Raw genomic sequence first — 16,563 nt, 5'->3', positions numbered from 1 at the left:
GCTGCGCCCGTACCGCGAATCGTGAAGACTGAGTGAAGTTCCCGTGTGCCGGACGGTTCCGGCGCACGGGAACTCCCCATGCGCACCATGACACAGCATCAGCACAGTGCCATTCCGCAGAAGTCCACGAGACGAGGAACGCACGTCATGAGCATCGGCATCCGAGCCCTGCGGTCCGCAGGCGCCGCCACCATCGCCCTGGCCACCGTCGGAGCCCTCGCGCTGGGCACGGCCGGCAGCGCGACGGCCGACACCGGTCCGACCGACCCGGCGGCCAACACGGCCATCGACCTGCCCCTCCCGCCCGGCGCCGTCCTGAGCGATCCCGCCGCGGTCAACGACAAGGGGGTGATCGTCGGCTACGTCACCGATCCGACCAACCATGATCTGCCGGTCCGTTGGGACGCGGACCTCACCCCCACGGCACTCCCGCTGCTGCCCGGGGACGGGGACGGCCGCGCCGTGGCCGTCAGCGACGACGGCAGCGCCGTCGGCTACTCGGGGAACCACACGGTGCGCTGGGCCCCCGACGGCACGGTCTCCGTGCTGCCGCTGCTGCCCTCGGACACCGCCGGCTGGGGCTACATCTACGCGATCAGCCGCACCGGCACGGCGGTCGGGCACTCCGCGGCCGGCCAGGCCTCCCACGCGGTGAAGTGGGGCCCGGACGGCCGGGCCGTCCCGCTCGCCGCGCTGAGCGGTGACGTCAACAGCACCGCCGTCTCGGTCAACAGCTCCGGCGCGGTCGCCGGGCTGTCCTACTCGGCGTCCGGCGTCGCCCACCCCGTGAAATGGGCTCCGGACGGCACCCCCACCGCCCTCGACCCGACCTCGGCCTACCAGGACGTCTGGGTCGTCCAGATCAACGACGCCGGCACCGTACTCGGGAAGGCCACGCCGACCGGCGCCGCCAACGACCAGTGGCGCTCCCTGACCTGGAACACCGACGGCACCGTCACCGACCTCGGCCGGCACTCCACGGCCATGGCCCTCAACGCCACCGGCACCGTCGTCGGCCAGCAGGGCGGAGCGGACAACATCGACTACACCGCCACGAGTTGGAGCCCGGACGGCACCGCCACGACGATCGGCGCCGACTACGACTACACCACCGCCGTCGCCGTCAACGACGCCGGCCTCTCCGTCGGCTACACCGGCACCAAGGTGCCGTCGGCCCAGGAGCGCCACGCCCTCCGCTGGGCGCCCGACGGGACCCTGACCGAACTGAACGAGGCCCCGGGAAGCTACTCCTACCCCGTGGCCGTCAACAACCCCGGCCTGACCGTCGGCGTCCGGATCACCTACCCGACACCCACCAGCCCCACCCGCACCGCGGTGATCTGGCGCCCCTAGCCCCCACCCGCCCGTTGTCGAAGCTGGTGAGGGAACCGCGGCGATCGCCCGGGATCCACGAGTGGGTGAGCGGACGGTGGCGCGATCGTCTTGGTGCGGGAACGCACGGCCCCCGGGCGGCGGGCGTCTGATCGAACGGGTGAAACACCTTGAGGTGACATGCCAAGTCCCTGTGGTGCGGGAACTCCTCCGCAGACGCACGGATGCTGTCCAGGATCGTCCCGGATGCCTTGTGCTGCGTCCAGAGGAGCTATTTCGTGTCCATGATCCGCACCGCGCAGGGGCGGGCGTTCCCGTTCGCCCTCGCCTCCCTCACCACCCTTGCGACCGTCGCCGTCTTCCTCGGGGGTGCCGCTCCCGCTCACGCGGCGCAGGCCGGCACCACAGACGTGGAGTGCAAGAGCGGCAACCTCACCCTGAACATCGCCGACGACGGCACCGTGACCGGCAGCGCCACCCTGACGAACTGCGCATCACCGATCGATCCGGGCATCACTTCCGCGACCGTCTCGATCAGCGGCCACTCCTCCACGCTCCTCAACGGGGCGACACTTGTCACCAGCACAGACACCACCACCTGGAACACCGGTGAGAGCACCACGGTCAACGAGACCCGCACCATCGTGGGCGGGAACAACGTCACGGAGGTGGGCGTGGGCGAATCGCTGAGCGGTCTGTTCCATCCATCGACGGAGTCCGAATCCGGGCACGGCACGCGGAACTCCACGCAAGCCCGGGAGACCGAGATCATCTTCGTTCTCGAAGGAGTACTGGAAGTCGGTTTGCACGCCGTGGGGCGCGCAGCTGAGCCAGCTGGAGTGGGCCTCCAACGAACTGGATCCCGCGGTCAACGACAGGGGTAAGTCCAGTCTCAAGTACCGGCTGTACAAGGCGCCATACCATTCCTCCACCAAGGATGGGGTGCGAGGGGTCCTGTACTACTTGAAGATCCTCGACAGGTCGGAATGGGGAAACTGGGCCGACGGGGACGGGGGCCCTGCGGACGACCCCGACACCGGGCGCAACTCGCAGAAATCGATGGCGATCTGGGTCCGTGAGGAGCTCGCGCCCGTGACCGACAAGGATGACAGAGACCGCCTCGACATCGTGACGCCGACCGTGGAGAACAACAGGTGGGTCACGTCCCGTCCTGCGTTCGGCATCCAGGTCGGCGGCACGTGGTACTTCGACATCCACGCCGCGTCGATGCGCGTCGGGGAGGCGGTCAATCCCCACACGCGTGCCCTCGTGAATGCCGTCCGCACCGAGAAGCAGGGCAAGGCGTGGCAGATCATGGGGGACTTCAACAGTGTCCCCAACACCCTCGCGCCGCTTCCGGGCCAGGGTGACCCGTACAACACGTTCTACGCCACCAGGAACCAGGTTCCCTACGGCCCGCCGGCGCCGACGCAGTTGAGCGGATACGCCCTGGACTACGTGGTCGCCCACGACCAGCTGCGGAACCTGAGGGTGTCCGTCAAACGCGGCACCAACTCGGACCACCTACCGGTTCGGTTCGAGCCTGACAGTGAGCCGCGGTGCAATGCGAATCTCTGGACCAACAGCACGGTGTACAACCCGGTACCCCGCACGGCCCGGGCGGCAGCGGTGGGAAGGTGCGGGGACTCGGGCGCGGTCGTCGCGATGGGCGACAGCTACATCTCGGGCGAGGGCGGCCGGTGGGCGGGCAACGCCAACACCTCTTCCGGCGGCGACTCGTGGGGCACCGACCGCAAGGCGGACTGCCCGGACGGGAAGGACTGCGTCTACGGCGACACGTCCTACGAGGGCGGCAACCGCTGCGACCGTTCGGACACCTCACCCGTCAACAGCGCCGTGCTGGACGGAATCCCCGGGGAGCGCCGCTTCAACATCGCCTGCTCGGGGGCCAGGACCGAGCACATCATTTCGCAGAGCTACCAGGGTGAGGCGCCGCAGGCGGAGCAACTCGCGCAACTCGCGCAGGACAACGACATCAAGATGATCGTGGTGTCCATCGGCGGGAACGACCTCGGCTTCTCCGGCATCATCCAAGACTGCGTCCGGCGCTACTGGGTGCGGGCGTTCAGCGGCAGCTGCAACCCCGGCCCCTCCGACACTTCGCTGAAAGAGAAGTTGGCGACGACCCAGGACAACGTCTCCAAGGCCTTGCAGAAGATCCGCTCGGTCATGACGGACGCGGGATACGGGAACGATGACTACGAGCTCGTGTTGAGCACGTATCCGAATCCGCTGCCCCGCGGCTCGCAGATGCTGTACGGCTACCCCACCCGCTACACGACCGGGGGATGTCCCTTCCGCGACGCCGACGCGGACTGGGCCCGCGACGAGCTGATGCCAGGGCTCACCGACGCGCTGGTCAAGGCGTCGTTCACGGCCAACGCATCCCTGCTGAACGTACGGGACGCGCTCGCCGGGCACGAACTGTGCAGCCGGAGCGCCGAGCAGGCCACGAGCGCCAACTCGCGTGCGAAGCCGCTGCCGGAGGCGGCCGCCGAGTGGGTCCGCTGGATCCCCTACCAGCTCGACGCGACCAAGGACTTGGCGTGGGGCTCCCAGGGGGACAAGCAGGAAGCGATCCACCCCAACGCGTACGGGCAGCGGGCCCTCGCCGGCTGCCTGACGGCCTTCGCCGCGAAGCCCCGGCGGCCTGGGCAGCCCAGGGCGTTCAGCTGCGCGGGAACTCCCGGCAAGGGGATTGACGGCATGCGGCGGCAACAGGTGGTCACGATTGTTCCGGGGGCCAGGGGCACTGCCACGGGCAACCTGGGCCCGCTCCAGCGGGCCGGAGTCGACTCCAAGTGGGTGTCCACCAAGTGGGACGCTACCGACCTGACCAACTGGGCGATCAACGGCGAGCTGCCCCAGCCCGGCGAGCGGCTGGAGACCACCATCCAGAACGGGAGCGGGTGGTACCTGCAAGGAAACGGTGGCACGTTCTGGCAGTGGGCCTCGGTCTCCGGTGAGCCCCGGACGTGGACGATCGAACGTCAGAAGGGGAACGAAGCGTTCTTCCGGATCTCGACCGACGGCGGGAAGCTGTGCCTGGCCAGGGACGGGGAGTGGGGCGCGCTGGTGCCGTGCGTCACTGAGGGAGCGGTGGGCGACGACCAGCTGTGGAAGGTGATCGACTGGAGCCCTGGCGTCATTCCGCGCCCCGCGCCGATCGACCGGGCCGGCCCGCTCAAGTCCGCGAAGGGCGACCTCGTCGCCGACGTGGACAACGCGAACCCGGCGCCGGGGACCCGGGTGAAGGCACTCGCCCCGAACGGCGGTACCGCGCAGAAGTGGCGGGCGCGCCCCACGCCCGGCGGATGGCAGCTCGTCAGCGCCCTGGACGGCGGGCCCGTACTGGCCCAGGACACCGGCCGGCACGAGGCGCGGCTGGCCACGGACGACGGCGGGGGAGCGGACCAGGTCTGGCAGGCCGAGGACGCGGGCGGCGGATGGGCGCGCCTGCGCAACGGTGGCCTGTGCCTGACGGCCGGCGGCCCGGACGAGACGCTGACCCTCAAGGACTGCGCCGCCGACGACCCCGGGCAGCGGTGGCAGGGCGGCATGTTCGCCCCGCCGAAGCCGGTGGAGGTCGGTGACGCCGGCTCGCCCTTCGACGACTCCGCAGATGACCGGGGAGCGAAGCCCACGTCCTCGGGCGACTGCCGTCCCGAGGGCATGACGCCCACCGCGGGCGTCTCGGCCCGCTACTGCGACGTCTACGACGGCAACGGCCGCGAGTGGGTCGGCAACGACCGCACCCGGCGCACGGTCGGCTACTTCACCGGCTGGCGCTCCGGCGCCAAGGGCGACCCCGCGTACCTGGTGTCCAACATCCCCTGGTCGAAGGTCACGCACATCAACTACGCCTTCGCCCGCGTGGAGGACAACCGGATCAGCATCGGCGACCCGAACGACCCGGCCAACCCGGCCACCGGTATGACCTGGGACGGCGACCGGAACGCCATGGACCCGTCGCTGCCGTACAAGGGTCACTTCAACCTGCTGAACACGTACAAGAAGAAGCACCCGGCCGTGAAGACGCTGATCTCGGTCGGCGGCTGGGCGGACACCCGGAACTTCTACGCGATGGCCACCAACGCCGACGGTTCGGTCAACCAGGCGGGCATCGACGCGTTCGCCGACTCGGTCACCGAGTTCCTGGACCGGTACGGGTTCAACGGCGTCGACATCGATTACGAGTACCCGACCGCGCTGCCCAACACCGGCAACCCACAGGACTGGGACGTCTCCGACCCGCGCCGCAAGGGCCTCCAGCAGGGCTACGCCGCCCTGATGAAGACCCTGCGGGAGAAGCTGGACCGGGCGGGCGCGGGCAAGGGCCGCTACTACCTGCTGACCTCGGCCGGATCCGCGTCCGGCTACCTCGTCCGCGGGCTGGACGCCGGCCAGGCGCTCCAGTACCAGGACTACGTCAACGTCATGAGCTACGACCTGCACGGCTCCTGGAACAAGTACGTCGGCCCGCAGGCCCCGCTCTACGACGCCGGGCAGGACAACGAGCTGGCCGACGCCGGGATCTACAACGACCAGGACGCGAAGACCAAGGACTACCAGAAGAACGGCTACTTCAACATCGACTGGGCCTACCACTACTACCGCGGCGCCCTCCCACCCGGCCGGATCAACCTCGGCATCCCCTACTACTCCCGGGGCTGGCAGAACGTCCAGGGCGGTACGGACGGCCTGTGGGGCACCTCCGCCATGCCCGATCAGTCAAAGTGCCCGAAGGGCCTCGGCGGCCGGGGCCCGGCCAACGCCCAGAACTGCGGCCTCGGCGCGACCGGCATCGACAACGTCTGGCACGACACCGAGGACGGCCGCGAGGTCGGTGCCGGGTCGAACCCGCTGTGGCACACCAAGAACCTCCAGGACGGCCGCACCCCCGGCTACCTCAAGTCCTACGGCGTCGACCCGGGCACCGACGCCGGCAAGCTGACCGGCGGCTACGCCGAGAAGTACTCCGACCCGCTCCAGGCATCGTGGCTGTGGAACGACGCCAAGAAGGTGTTCCTGTCCACGGAGAACGACCGGTCGGTCGACGCCAAGGCGAAGTACATCGCGGACAAGGGCATCGGCGGGGCGATGATCTGGGAGCTCGCCGGTGACTACACCAAGCGCTCCAACGGCGAGTGGGGGATGGGCTACGACCTGACCACCCGGCTGGACAACGCCCTCAGGGGCGCGGGCGCCCCCGGCAACGCGACCGGCGGCGGCAAGACCCTGCCCGCCCAGGTGATCGACGTCAAGGCCGAGCTGGTGGACTTCCCGACCGCGGTCGCGGACATGTGGCCGATCCAGCCGAAGCTGCGGATCACCAACAACTCCAAGGTCGCCCTCGCCCAGGGGACGGAGATCTCCTTCGACCTCCCCACCTCCACCACGCCGGTGGTGAAGGACGGGGCCTGGAAGGAGATGAGCGGCATCGTCCCCGGTCACACCGGGCCCAACGCGGGCGGGTTGAAGGGGGACTTCCACCGGGTGACCGTCAAACTCGGCTACTGCGAGGACGTACCGGCGGGCAAGTCCAAGGACATCGACGTCAAGTACTACCTGCCCGTCACCGGCCCCGCGAACGTCACGTTCAGGATCGGCGGCACGGACTACGGCTCCACCGGCGACAAGCGCCGCGCGGTGACGACGGTCGATCCCCCGGCACCGGCCTCCGGGGCGCAGTGCCAGGCCGCGCCCTGGCAGGCGCACGCCTACAACCCCAACCCCTCGTTCGCGTTCTGGCAGACCGGCGACAAGTGGATCATCGAGGACCGCAACAGCGGCAACGTCCTCGACCACCCGGGGAGTTGGACCGACGCCCACCTGGTGGAGAAGCAGGCGGGCAATGCCAACCAGCTGTGGACGGTGAGCGAGGCGGACCCGGGCTGGTACCACATCAAGTCCTCCTCCAGCGGCCACGACCAGTGCCTCGGTGCCACTACGGCCAGGGGGACGCTCACCGTGCGGGACTGCGACGGGAAGGTGGACCAGTGGTGGCGCCTGGTACCGCTCAGCACGGACCAGGCCACCGCGGGCAGGCCTCAGCTGGACAAGTGGGTGACCGGCGGCGCCAAGCACGGCGGCGCCTACGCGCTGGGCAGCTTCGCCGGCGGGAGCGACGACTGGTGGAAGACACCGGCCTACCTCGCCGCGCCCGGCAACAGCGCCACCGCCCCCGGCACGAAGGTCATCGCCGGGGACACCGACGGGGCCTGGGCCTCGACGGTGTCGTGGAACGGCTTCTACTGGCGCGCCAAGTGGTGGAACAAGGCGACGGACGAGCCCGGCAGGAGCGACGCCTGGCAGAAGCTCGGCCCCACACCGTGACGGCCCCGGACTCCGGCCGGAGTTGATCACCCGGGCCCCGGGACGGCGGCGACGCTCTCCCGGGGCCCGTACCCGCCACCCCCCCCTGAGCCGTGTGCACCCTTCGTCAGCCGGGTGCACGCGGCTCGGTGGGTTCGTGTGCTGTCCGGTGTGATGGTGTGTGGCATGCCGCTGTCGGAGCAATCGGGGCAAAAGGGATGTTCGGTCGTCAGGCTGGGCCTGTTGATCTCGCTCGGGGCCGGGGATGCCAACGCGGCACGGGCCGCGTGATCCAGCACCCCGAAGCTCACCTCACGCCATCACATCGGGAGACAGCAGTGATCAGACAGCACGCCCCAGGACAATCCGTCGCCGAAGGAGAAGAGGCGGGCGTCCACGTTCGTGCGCGGTGGTGGCAGGCCGGGGTCGTGGCTGGGGTGTGCGTGGCGCTGGCCGGTGCCGGGCTGGTGCCGGCGGCCGCCGCGGCGACGGGGTCCGGTCCGGCGCGGACCCGAGGGGCTGACCCGGTGTTCACCTTCGCCTTCACCGGGGCGCCGCAGAGCCTCACCATCCCGGCCCGGGCGGTGGTCACGATCACCGCCGACGGTGCGGGTGGCGCGGACAACACCGGCACCTCGTGTTCCGTCACGGGGACGGGCGGGACGGGGGCGCGGGTTGTCACCACCCTCCCGCAGACCACCGCCCCGACGACGGTCACCGTCAAGGTCGGCGGCACGGGCGGCAAGGGCTGCAACGCCACGGGTTCGGGGGGTGCCGGCGGGTTCAACGGCGGCGCTCCGGGCGGGGGCATCGCGGTCACCGGTTTCCGGGCGGAGGGGCCGGGTGGGGGTGGGGCTTCCAGCGTCAGTGTGGGCTCCCTCCTGGTGGTCGCCGGCGGCGGCGGTGCGGCCGGGGGCACCGGTGTCAGCCTGACGGGTGGGAACGGGGGCAACGGCGGGACGACACCCGATGCCACCGGCGGTACCGCGGGAAGCGCCACCGGCCCCGGGGCTGCGGCAGGGCAGGGCGGGGGCGGCGGCAGCACCAGCACGAGCACGGGTGGTGTGGGCGGGGCGGCCGGCAACGTCCCGTTCTGCAGCGCCGCGCCGGGTGCGTCGGGAATCGGGTTCGCCGGTACCGAGGTCGGCGTCGGCGGCACCGGCGGAGGGGTCGACGGCGGCTGTGCCGCCACTGCCACCGGTGCGGGCGGTGGCGGTGGCGGCGGGTACTTCGCGGGCGGTGGCGGCGGCAGCGGCGCCGTCAACAGAACCGGCACCTTGGCGAGCGGCGGCGGTGGCGGTGGGGGAAGCAGCTTCGCTACCCCGTCGGGCACCGGGACGACCTATGCGGCCTCGACGGTCGGGACGGCCAACCACAACGGCCAGGTGATCATCAGCTACACCGTGGGCAAGCCGGTCACCACGACCATGACCGCGATGCCCCAGAGCACCCGGATCGGCTCGCCGGTCGTGCTCGGCGACATCGTCTGCCCCGGCGCGGGCTCCACGACCAGGCCCACCGGAACCGTCACGTTCACCGACACCACCACCGGGACGACCCTCGGTACGGGGCAGCTGTTCCTCCCGCTCGGCAGGTGCGCCGCCGCCGGGACGGTCACCTCCTTCCGCACCGCGGGCACCCACGTCATCACCGCTGTCTACAGCGGCGACTCGGTGTACCAGGACAACGCCGCCACCCCCGAGACCATCACCGTGACGGTGAGCCCCTGAGCAGACCGCCGCAGCAGCAACGAGCACGGCTGCCGGCGCGGGTGACAGCGTGATACCGGGCGGGGCTCGCGAGGATGAATCGCGGGCTCCGCCTCTTCCACGGCGCGGCCGGTCCGTGGCGCGGTCCGGAGGGAGAGTGACGGGGTCGGTCAGCCGATCGGTGGTGCGAGGTATTCCAGTGCGTAGCCGTCGCCGGAGGGGGTGACGCGGGCGATGCCGGGTGAGTCGAGGTGGGCGCCGGCGACGAAGTGGTGCGGTCGGGTGAGTCGTTCGAGGAGGGCCGCTCGTGCGGCGCGGGCCTGGGACTGGTCGCCGTCGTACTCCCAGGAGACCTTCGGCTGCTCGAACTGGAGCGTGGGGACGTGGACGGTGTCGCCCCAGACGAGGAGGTGGCCGGTGCCGCTCCTGATGTCGTAGACGGTGTGGCCGGGGGTGTGGCCCGGTGTCGGGAGCGCGGTGGTCCAGTCGTTGAGCGCGACCTGCTCCGACACCGGTACGACCCGGTCGCGGATCGGCTCGAGCCGCCCGGTGAACACCGAGGTGTCGTCCGCGCCGATCCACACGCGCTCGAGTCCGCCGAACGCCTCCGAACCGTCCGGCGCGATCAGGCCGCTGACGTGGTCCGGGTGCCTGTGGGTGATGGCCACGTCGGTGATGTGGGCGCGGTCGATTCCCGCTTCGTCGAGCGCGTCGTGGAGCAGTCCCATGGTGGGGTCGTGCCAGGCGTCGGACGCGCCGGTGTCGATCAGGACCGACTGGGTGCCGTCGGTGACGAAGAAGGCGTTGACCGACAGCCGCAGGTTGTCGCCGACCAGCGGGACGGCCGTCGGCAGCGCATCGAGGGCGCAGCCGTCCTCGTCGCGGAGCAGGGTCGGCGGCATGTCGATGTAGCCGTCCCGCAACGAGACCACGTGCAGGTCGCCGAACTCGAACGTGGCGTGGTGCCGGCCACTTGAGATCAAACGCATGGAACCTCCGTCATGTTGGGAGCTGGTCATGCTGATCGTCCGTCACGATGCCATGCGCACACCGATGTTGTCCTGGGGGTATTTCGGCGACGTCGAGACCGGTGAACACCACCTGTTCCCGGGTGGGGTGACTCCCGGACTCGGCGCCTACTAAGGGTTGCCTTGCCATGGGGCCGGGCCCGCCCCTAGGGTGAAGTCCTCAGAGGACCTGAGGATCTGAGGACTAAGGGGAGTGATCATGACAGAGCTCCATGCCCTGACGCTGGCCGAGCAGGCCGAGGCGGTCCGCGAGCGCGCCGTCTCGCCGACCGAACTGGTCGACCACCACCTGCGCCGGATCGAGGAATTGGACGGCGTACTGGGCGCGTACCGGACGGTCGACGCGTCCGGTGCCCGCCGGGCCGCCCGTGCGGCCGAGGCCCGGCTGGCCGTCACCGGGGAGGACGGTGACGGGCTGCCGCCGCTGCTCGGTGTGCCGCTGTCGGTGAAGGACACCTGGCCGGTCCGCGGGCTGCCGTTCACCGCGGGCTCCGCCGCCTTCGACGACCGCGTCGCTGCGGAGGACGCCGCCGTGGTCGGTGCCCTCCGGGCGGCGGGCGGCGTGCTGCTGGGCACCACCACGGCGGCCGAGTTCGGCTGCTCCGCCTACACGGAGACGGTCCACGCGACCGCGCGCAGCCCGTACGACCCCGGCCGCGGTGCCGGGGGTTCCAGCGGCGGGGCGGCCGCGTCGGTCGCGGCCGGGCTGGCGGCCGGGGCCCTGGGCAGCGATGGCGGGGGCTCGGTCCGGATCCCGGCCGCCGCCTGCGGGGTGGTCGGCCTCAAGCCCAGCCGGGGCCGGGTGACGACCGCCCCGGGCACGGATGCCTTCGGGCTGGCCACGGCCGGTCCGCTGGCCAGGACGGTGCTGGACGCGGCCCTGCTGCTGGACGTGATGGCCGGCAGCGTCCCGGGGGACGGCAGCACCCTGCCCGCCGTCCCCGCCGGCCATTTCCGGTCCTGCGCCGAACACGAGCCCGGCCCGCTGCGGATCGGGGTCCTGCCCCGGACGGACGGGTGGCACCCGGAGGCCGCGCTGGCCTGCCACCGCACCGCCGAGCTGCTCGCCGGTCTCGGCCACCACGTGGAGGAGGCCCCGCCGTTCGACCCGGGCGAGTACCTGCCGGACTTCACCGTGCTGTGGAGCGTGCTGGCCGCCGCCGTGCCCGTCCCGCCGGAGCGGGAGGACCGGCTGCTGCCGCTGACCCGCTGGCTGCGCGCCCGGGGCCAGGAGCACAGCGCGGTCGGGCTGGCCGCGGCGATGACCTCGCTGACCGCCGTCGCCCGGACGGTCTGCCACCGGTACGACCGCTTCGACGCGGTGCTCAGCCCCACGACGGACCAGCCGCCGTTGCCGGTCGGCACGTTGGCCGATCCGGACGACCCGGAGCAGACCTACGCCCGGATGCTCGCCGTCACCCCACGCACCCCGGTGGCCAACCTCACCGGACGGCCGTCGATCAGCCTGCCGCTGCACTGGACCCCGGACGGACTGCCGATCGGCGTGATGCTGACCGCCCGGCTCCACCAGGAGGGCCTGCTGCTCTCCCTCGGCGCCCAGCTGGAACGGGCCCGGCCCTGGCAGCACCACGCCGCCCGGCAGGCAGCCGTACTGCAGCAGGCGACCCGGCGGGCGACGACTCAGCCCGAGCGGAGGGCCCGATGAAGCGCGGACAGCTGGCCTTCCTGACCGGCACCCACATCGTCAACGACCTCTACCAGGGCGCCGTCCCCGCACTGCTGCCCTTCCTGATGTCCCAGCGGCACTACAGCTACACCGCCGTTTCCGGCATCGCCCTGGCCGCGAGCGGCCTGTCCAGCGTGGTCCAGCCGCTGTTCGGCCTGCTGGTCGACCGCCGCCACCGCGGCTGGCTCATCCCGGCCGGCTTCCTCACCGCCGCGGCCGGGATCACCGGTGCGGCCATGGCCGACAGCTACCCGCTGACCTGGCTCTTCGCCGCCCTGGCCGGCATCGGCATCGCCGCCTACCACCCGGCCGCCACCAACGGGGCCCGGGCCGCGGGCGGGCAGTCCCAGCGGGCGATGAGCCTGTTCTCCGTCGGCGGCACCCTCGGCGCCTCGCTGGCACCGGCCCTGGTCACCCTCGTGGTCGGCTCGTACGGCCTGGGCGGCAGCTGGCTGCTGGCCGTCCCGGCGCTGGTGACGGCCCTGCTCTGGGCCGCGCAGGGCCGATGGCTGCGGCACCGCGGCCACACCCCGGCGACCCCGTCGACCGCCCGGGGCGCGGCGACGAGCACCCACCGCGCCGACTGGCGGGCGTTCGCACGCCTGGCCGCCACCACCGTCGCCTGGTCGATCCCCTATGTGACGGTCACCTCGATGCTCGCCCTCCACATCCAGCGCGACCTCCACGGCTCGACCGGGATCGGCGCCACCGCGCTGACCCTGCTCACCCTCGCCGGGGCGGCCGGCACCCTGCTGGGCGGCTGGCTGGGCGACCGGCACGGACGGATGACCCCGATCCGCACCGGCTACCTGCTGGCCGTCCCCGCCCTGGCCGCCGTGGCCTTCGCCCCCTCCGTCGCGGTCGCCATGGCCGGCGCGGTGGCGTTCGGACTGGCCATGTTCCTGCCCTTCGCCCCACAGGTGACACTCGCCCAGGACTACCTGCCCACCCGCCCCGGCACCGCCAGCGGGCTCACCCTCGGACTCGCCATGTCCGTCGGCGGCCTCGCCGCACCCGCACTCGGCCGCCTGGCCGACGCCCACGGGCTGCGCACCGTGCTCGCGCTGGTCCTCGGGGTGCTGGCCGTCGGACTCGGCTCCGCGCTGCGCCTGCGGGACCGCGTACTGCCGGAGGCGGAGGCGGGGGCGGCACCGGTCCCGGAGCGGGCGCCCGAGCCCGTGAGCCCGTAAGCCCCGTAAGCCCGTGAGCCCCGTAGGCCCGTGAGCAGGGGTCCGGCACCGGAACGATAGGGTCGTCCCCATGACTGTTCGCCCAGTACGCCATCGCTCGATGGTCGAGGAGGCCACGGCCGAGCTGCGCCGACTGATCGGCACGGGCGAGTGGCCGGTCGGCAGCAAACTGCCCGGTGAGGTGGAGCTGAGCCGACTCCTCGGCGTCGGCCGGACCACCTCGCGCGAGGCGGTCCGGGTGCTGATCGCCGACGGCCAGCTGCGCGCCCGTCAGGGCTCGGGCACCTACGTGGCCGCCGCCGCCCCGGTCTCGGAGTTCGACCGGGAGCTGCGCCGCTCGGAGGTCTTCGACGTGTACGAGGTCCGGGCGGCGCTGGAGGTGGAGGCGGGCCGGCTGGCCGCGCAGCGGCGCACCGAGGCGGACGTCGCCGCACTCCGGGCGGCGCTGGCCGCCCGCGACGCGGCCGCAGGCCCCGACGAGCTCGTCGAGGCGGACCTGGAACTGCACCGCCTGGTCGTACGGGCGGCGCGCAACCCGGTGCTCATCCGCCTCTTCGACTCCTTCGTGGACGCGCTGCGCGAGGCGGCCGGCCATGTGGTGGCCGACAGCCGGCTGCACGACGGCGCCGAGGAGGAGGGCATCACCCACGCGCACCTCACCCTGGTCGAGGCGATCGCCGCGGGTGACCCGGACGCCGCCGTCGCGGCGACCCAGGCGAACCTGGGCCGCACCCTTGACCGCCTCCGCGCCCCGGGGACCGGACCGCGCTGAGCCTAGGGCCGCTGGTCGCGGCTGCTTCGGAGGTCGGTGCCGGGGTGCAAGGAGCCGATCGGCTCTCCGCGTCCCCGGCACCGGCGTTTCGCCGGAGGCGTCAGCGGGACTGGGCCCAGTCGTAGAGGCGGTGGGCGCTGCCGGCGAAGCGGGTGGCGTACAGGGTGCCGGGCTGTCCGCCGCCGAGGTCGTCGCTGGTGGTGGTGACGCCGACGAGGGTGCCGGAGCCGGTCCGGGTGTCGAAGCGGGCGAAGTGCGGGCCGCCGCTCGCGCCGTGGCCCATGTCGCAGGACTCGCCCCACAGCAGGGGCGCCTTGGGGGCGGGGCGGTCCGGGCCGGCGCAGTGGATCATGCGTGAACCGGCGTACTTGGCGGTGGGGTCGTTGAGCCGGTCCTTTGGGTAGCCGAAGGTGTGGATGAACTCGTCCGCCACGGGCTCGGTGAACGCGATCCGCTGGCTGCCGGTGACGTCCGCGACCCGTCGCCCCTCCGGTGACGGGTTCGCCACCAGGACCCCGGTGTCGTAGCCGGCGATGACGACGTCGTTGGGGGTGGTGCTCTTCGGATCGGCGTCCCAACGGGAGGACGTGGCCATGGACTTGATGCTGAACCCGCCGAGCGGCTTGGTGCCGTTGCGGTAGCCGGGCACGAAGTAGAGGTTGTGCCGCCAGGTGTCGTCGGCGGAGGCGGCCCCGACGCCCCGCAGGCAGTGCGCCGCGGTGACGACGGTGCTGCGGTTCGCGCTGGTGACGACAGTCGCGGTGCAACTGCCGTCGTAGCCGTCGGAGAAGGTGAAGAAGAGCCGGCCGACGTTGCGGTCCACCGCGCCGCCGTGGGCCCAGACGCCCCCGGGGTCGGGCGTGTTCGGCGGGAGCGGACGCGGATCGTCGGGCGTGGTGTCGTCCGCGGGCACGGGGGTGATCTCGGGCACCATGGCGCCCGCCAGCTTCATCCGGGCGGCGGTCCAGTAGGCGTCGATCCGGCCGGTCTCCTGCGCGGTGGTGGCACCGGAGTGCGAGGTGACGGAGTCCGGTTCCGCGGCGAGGGCCGCGCCGGGCAGCAGCACCACCGCCGCGGTGGTCGCGCTCAGCAGGAGGGCTCCCGCGGTGGAGAGGCGGCGGTGGGGGAGTGCTCGGGGAGTGGCTGACATCGTTGCCCATCTCGGTCGGGTGCAGTCGCGTGCAGTCGAAGGCAGGCGCATGCAGTCGGGTGCGGTCGATGCGCAGGGGCGGCCGCGGTCCGCCCCTGCGCATCGGGATGTCCCGCACTGTAGGAACCGAACATCAGCTCCAGGTCTGGAGCGCGTTTCGCTCTTCCATCGGTCCCGTCAGGTTCCGGTAACGGTGTCTCAGCCCCGTAGCGGTGCCGACCGGTTCCCCCTCGGTGGGCCGGCCGGCCTCCCGGTCAGGGCTGACGCCGGTAGCGCCGCTTGGCAGTGACGGCGTTCGGGCCGTAGAGCATCGCGTCGAAGCCCTCGTCATCGATGCTGTACACGGTCGTGGCCTCGATCGTGCCCGCCTTCCGCTGCAGGATGATGCGGTTCCCGTCGCGGCGGGCGATCCCCTTGGCTGTGCGGTCGTCGCCGTACCCGAAATCCCCGACGTACTCCTGGCCGAGGGTGAGCTGTGAGACGAACGCCTTGGCGGCGACGGTGCTCTTGAACGTGTAGTGGTCGCTTTCCTGCAGGACCTCCACCGTCTGCGGATCCGAGGTCAGCAACTTCCGGGTTGCCGCGTCGACCCCGATCGACTCCAGGTACTTCTCGTACCCCTCGCTGCTGACCAGCTCGTACGTGCCGGAGAAATCAGTGAAAGCTCCGCCTGCCATGTGGCCCCTCCATCGTGATCATCAGAGTGCGGCGCCCGGCCCGGGCACCGCACTTGTCATGATCCAGGAAGGCCAGCTGAGTCCGGGCGGAAACAGCCATACGCTGAGTCATTTGACCGAAGCCCTGGTCCGCGCCGGTGCGCCACAGTGGCACCGGTGACCGACGGACAACCCATGCGTCGATCGACAGGAAACCGACGGGAAAGAGGGGCCGCATGGCCAGGTCGGACATCCGTTTCGAGAGTTCCTGGCCTGGGAGAGCGTCGACCGGATGGCCTGTTACGACGCCTTCTTCGCCGTCCCGCTGATCGGCCCCCGCCCGATTCTGCAGATCGTCGGCGAGCGCGCCGTCACCGCCTGGATGGCCGTCGAGGCCCACCAACGCGCCACCAGCCCGAAGGAGTTGCACCGGATCGCGGGTGCGAGCCACGTCGACCTCTCCGACCGGAGGGAGTACATCGACCCGGCCGTCGACAAGCTGGCCGACTTCTTCACCGCCCACCTGGGTGCCGCTTAAGGGTGTTGAGGCGTGACGGCGCGGTGGTGCGGGGCCGTCCCCCGCACCACCGCGCCGTTACGGCCAGGCGGGGATGCTCTTATGGATGTCAAGCAGCGGTGATGAGCTGCTCGGCGGTGGTGTTCGGTGTGGTGGGTGCGGTTAGGACCCGGTAGATCTCGCGGG

General features: G+C 71.6%; 11 protein-coding genes and 1 pseudogene. 9 read left to right on the top strand and 3 right to left on the bottom strand.

Going from position 1 to position 16,563, the window contains the following annotated elements; all coding sequences use genetic code 11:
- The first annotated feature begins 147 nt into the window (after positions 1-147).
- From ACFVXG_RS00060 to ACFVXG_RS00045, 4 genes are all read left to right on the top strand, one after another.
- Positions 148-1,353 (top strand): hypothetical protein, encoded by a 1,206-nt coding sequence (locus tag ACFVXG_RS00060; protein WP_387922724.1) that lies wholly within the window; start codon positions 148-150, stop codon positions 1,351-1,353.
- 257 nt (positions 1,354-1,610) lie between these two features.
- Positions 1,611-2,216: a hypothetical protein gene (locus ACFVXG_RS00055; RefSeq protein ID WP_387922722.1), complete on the top strand. Its 606-nt coding sequence runs from the start codon at positions 1,611-1,613 to the stop codon at positions 2,214-2,216.
- 208 nt (positions 2,217-2,424) lie between these two features.
- Complete coding sequence (locus ACFVXG_RS00050; protein ID WP_387922720.1) at positions 2,425-7,689, top strand: glycosyl hydrolase family 18 protein; 5,265 nt, start codon at positions 2,425-2,427, stop codon at positions 7,687-7,689.
- 506 nt (positions 7,690-8,195) lie between these two features.
- A complete protein-coding gene (locus ACFVXG_RS00045; protein WP_387922719.1) occupies positions 8,196-9,398 on the top strand; it encodes an Ig-like domain repeat protein in 1,203 nt (400 codons plus the stop codon).
- A gap of 149 nt (positions 9,399-9,547) precedes the next feature.
- Here the strand turns inward: ACFVXG_RS00045 and ACFVXG_RS00040 are convergent, their stop codons facing one another.
- A complete protein-coding gene (locus tag ACFVXG_RS00040) occupies positions 9,548-10,366 on the bottom strand; it encodes an MBL fold metallo-hydrolase (RefSeq protein ID WP_387922717.1) in 819 nt (272 codons plus the stop codon).
- Positions 10,367-10,394: 28 nt separating this feature from the next.
- Here ACFVXG_RS00040 and ACFVXG_RS00035 point away from each other — a divergent pair, with 28 nt between their 5' ends.
- From ACFVXG_RS00035 to ACFVXG_RS00020, 4 genes are all read left to right on the top strand, one after another.
- Positions 10,395-10,520 carry a hypothetical protein gene (locus ACFVXG_RS00035; protein WP_387922715.1) on the top strand — a complete coding sequence of 42 codons (126 nt, stop codon included), beginning with the start codon at positions 10,395-10,397 and terminating at the stop codon, positions 10,518-10,520.
- A gap of 84 nt (positions 10,521-10,604) precedes the next feature.
- Positions 10,605-12,071 (top strand): amidase, encoded by a 1,467-nt coding sequence (locus tag ACFVXG_RS00030; protein ID WP_387922714.1) that lies wholly within the window; start codon positions 10,605-10,607, stop codon positions 12,069-12,071.
- Entirely contained in the window at positions 12,068-13,282 is a 1,215-nt protein-coding gene (locus ACFVXG_RS00025) for an MFS transporter (protein WP_387922712.1), read from the top strand. The genes ACFVXG_RS00030 and ACFVXG_RS00025 overlap by 4 nt, the downstream gene beginning before the upstream one ends.
- A gap of 70 nt (positions 13,283-13,352) precedes the next feature.
- Positions 13,353-14,054, top strand: coding sequence for a FadR/GntR family transcriptional regulator (locus ACFVXG_RS00020; RefSeq protein WP_387922710.1), 702 nt, complete (start codon positions 13,353-13,355; stop codon positions 14,052-14,054).
- A 100-nt stretch (positions 14,055-14,154) separates the two neighbouring features.
- Here ACFVXG_RS00020 and ACFVXG_RS00015 read toward each other — a convergent pair whose 3' ends face one another.
- The gene (locus tag ACFVXG_RS00015; protein ID WP_387922708.1) at positions 14,155-15,204 is read right to left on the bottom strand and encodes a trypsin-like serine peptidase; all 1,050 of its coding nucleotides are present in this window, start codon (positions 15,202-15,204) and stop codon (positions 14,155-14,157) included.
- 254 nt (positions 15,205-15,458) lie between these two features.
- Positions 15,459-15,881 carry a lipocalin/fatty-acid binding family protein gene (locus ACFVXG_RS00010; RefSeq protein WP_387922707.1) on the bottom strand — a complete coding sequence of 141 codons (423 nt, stop codon included), beginning with the start codon at positions 15,879-15,881 and terminating at the stop codon, positions 15,459-15,461.
- A gap of 244 nt (positions 15,882-16,125) precedes the next feature.
- On the opposite strand from ACFVXG_RS00010, the pseudogene ACFVXG_RS00005 reads away from it, so the two are divergent.
- Positions 16,126-16,398 (top strand): annotated as a pseudogene (locus ACFVXG_RS00005) (alpha/beta hydrolase); the annotation flags it as partial.
- Positions 16,399-16,563: the final 165 nt, after the last annotated feature.

Origin of the sequence: Kitasatospora sp. NPDC058162 (assembly GCF_042884005.1) — a bacterium.
In the GTDB taxonomy this organism is placed as follows: Bacteria; Actinomycetota; Actinomycetes; order Streptomycetales; family Streptomycetaceae; genus Kitasatospora.
The sequence above is the reverse complement of the archived record's forward strand: the minus strand, read 5'-3'. Positions and strand labels throughout refer to the sequence as shown.

What these genes read in the sequence shown, in the direction of transcription:
- ACFVXG_RS00025 (WP_387922712.1), top strand. Translation starts at nt 12,068, where the DNA reads ATGAAGCGCGGACAGCTGGCCTTCCTGACCGGCACCCACATCGTCAAC.
- ACFVXG_RS00015 (WP_387922708.1), bottom strand. Translation starts at nt 15,204, where the DNA reads ATGTCAGCCACTCCCCGAGCACTCCCCCACCGCCGCCTCTCCACCGCG.
- ACFVXG_RS00010 (WP_387922707.1), bottom strand. Translation starts at nt 15,881, where the DNA reads ATGGCAGGCGGAGCTTTCACTGATTTCTCCGGCACGTACGAGCTGGTC.
- ACFVXG_RS00020 (WP_387922710.1), top strand. Translation starts at nt 13,353, where the DNA reads ATGACTGTTCGCCCAGTACGCCATCGCTCGATGGTCGAGGAGGCCACG.
- ACFVXG_RS00030 (WP_387922714.1), top strand. Translation starts at nt 10,605, where the DNA reads ATGACAGAGCTCCATGCCCTGACGCTGGCCGAGCAGGCCGAGGCGGTC.
- ACFVXG_RS00035 (WP_387922715.1), top strand. Translation starts at nt 10,395, where the DNA reads ATGCTGATCGTCCGTCACGATGCCATGCGCACACCGATGTTGTCCTGG.
- ACFVXG_RS00060 (WP_387922724.1), top strand. Translation starts at nt 148, where the DNA reads ATGAGCATCGGCATCCGAGCCCTGCGGTCCGCAGGCGCCGCCACCATC.
- ACFVXG_RS00040 (WP_387922717.1), bottom strand. Translation starts at nt 10,366, where the DNA reads ATGCGTTTGATCTCAAGTGGCCGGCACCACGCCACGTTCGAGTTCGGC.